This window comes from Xanthomonas sp. SHU 308, from assembly GCF_000364645.1.
Taxonomy (GTDB): Bacteria; Pseudomonadota; Gammaproteobacteria; order Xanthomonadales; family Xanthomonadaceae; genus Xanthomonas_A; species Xanthomonas_A sontii.
Genome location: NZ_AQOK01000536.1, coordinates 1 through 1,170, shown reverse-complemented (window position 1 = coordinate 1,170; position 1,170 = coordinate 1). Strand labels below are relative to the sequence as shown.

The following is a 1,170-nucleotide window of genomic DNA, read 5'->3' as shown; positions in this document are numbered from 1 at the left end:
CGGCCTGCTGATGACCGCCGACGGCGTGCTGGTGGCGGCCGCCGCGGACGGCAGCGTGGCGCTGCTGGACACGCAGCAGCCGGATCCGGTGCCGGTGCCGCTGGCGCTGAGCATGGAGAGCGTGCAGGTGCGGCGCGGCCCACAACTGCTGACGCTGCCGACCCGCGGCGACTTCACCCTGCGCTCGGACGACCGCGACCTGCGCGTGGCGGTGCGGCTGCTGTCCTACATCGATCCGGAACACATCGTCTACCGGTTCCGCCTGCCGGGTTACGACCGCGACTGGGTCAGCACCGGCGCCAGCGGCGAACGCACCCTGCCGCAGCTGCCCGATGGCGCGCAGGTGCTGGAGATCCAGGCGCGCACCCGCAACGGCGCCTGGTCGCCGACGCTGCGCCTGCCGTTCCGGGTGCAGCCGCCGTGGTGGCGCAGCGTCTGGGGCATCGTCGGGCTGCTCGCTGCGGCCGGCCTGCTGCTGCTGATGTCGCTGCGCGCCTACCGGCGCCGCCTGGGTCGCCAGCACGCCTGGGAACTGGCCCTGCACAAGCAGGAACTGGCCGAGCAGGCCTCGCTGGCCAAGACCCGCTTCCTGGCCACGCTCGGCCACGAGGTGCGCACGCCGCTGACCGGGGTGCTGGGCATGAGCGAACTGCTGTTGGCCACGCCGCTGGATCCGAAGCAGCGCGGCTATACCGAGTCGATCCGCCGCGCCGGCACCCACCTGCTGCATCTGGTCAACGACGCGCTGGACCTGGCGCGGATCGAGGCCGGGCGCCTGCGCCTGGAGTCGCAGCCGTTCGCGCTGCAGGCGCTGATCGCCGAAGTGGTCAACCTGATGGCGCCGCTGGCGCAGGCGCGCGGGCTGCGCTTCGATCTGCACGACGGCATGCCCGGCGCGACCACGGTGGAAGGCGATGCGCTGCGGGTGCGGCAGATTCTGCTGAACCTGCTCGGCAACGCGATCAAGTTCACCAGCAGCGGCTCGGTGGCGCTGAAGGTGGCGCCGGGGCAGGACGGCCAGGGGTTGTGCATCGAGGTGGCCGATACCGGCCCGGGCATCGGCAGCGAGCAGCAGGCGCGGCTGTTCCAGCGCTTCGAACAGGGCGACGGCCCGCGCACCGCGGTGCGCCAGGGCGGCAGCGGCCTGGGCCTGGCGATCAGCCAGGAACT

The 1,170-nt window shown here is 72.8% G+C and carries 1 protein-coding gene; it reads left to right on the top strand.

All coding sequences use genetic code 11. The features are described from left to right. Window positions 1-1,170: histidine kinase dimerization/phospho-acceptor domain-containing protein (locus tag D588_RS0115960; RefSeq protein WP_017916693.1), on the top strand; the 1,170-nt coding region annotated here is incomplete at both ends.